The sequence below is a fragment of the Oleiphilus sp. HI0043 genome (assembly GCF_001634935.1).
This window is the reverse complement of sequence record NZ_LWEY01001713.1, coordinates 1-637: the sequence shown is the minus strand read 5'-3', so window position 1 is coordinate 637 and position 637 is coordinate 1. Positions and strand designations below refer to the sequence as shown.

Sequence of the window (637 nt, the reverse complement as noted above, 5' to 3'; positions counted from 1 at the left end):
TTATCTTAGTATCACATAGCTCGGGGCAGTTACTTCCAACGATTCGTTCTCGTTGTCAGGTGATTGACTTTTCGTTACCTGAAACGTCTGCAGCGAAGCAGTGGCTAGAAGCGGCGCTGAACAAAGACGAGCTTAGCTTGTCTGGAGCTGAGTTAGACTCGGTTTTAGCGCTGGCGGCCCAAGCCCCGCTAAGAGCTTTGGAGTACGTTAAAACGGGCGCGCTTGAAGAAAATCAACGTATGCTAGAAGAAATGGCTAGCTTTCTTCGTAAAGATGTTTTGGCCCTTGTTTTGGCTGAAAGGTGGAGCGATGATTTGTCGATTCTACGTGTAGAGTGGATGATTCAATGGTTGGAGCTCGTTTTAAAGGTCAAGTTGGCCAGCTTTTCCACTGAAGGACTTGCGGCGGCAAAAATGATCGACCATTTGGCTAAGGTTTCGACCGAGGCTCAGTTACTTGATTTATACAAAAGTGCCTTGGATCAACTGCGTTTGTTGCTCGGTACAAGCAATCCTAACAAGCAGCTGGTGTTTGAGTTTTTATTGAACCAATGGGCTGGCTTAATGGCTAAAAGAACGGTTTAATAAAGATCTCAAAAGTGTGAAGCAATTTTCAATTGCTTGCCTATACTGAAGAT

1 protein-coding gene is annotated in these 637 nt (G+C 45.1%); it reads left to right on the top strand.

Annotated features, from left to right (window positions below):
- Nucleotides 1–584 (top strand): hypothetical protein (locus A3729_RS33500; RefSeq protein ID WP_197476113.1); only part of this gene is annotated, 584 nt, incomplete at its 5' end.
- Nucleotides 585–637: the final 53 nt, after the last annotated feature.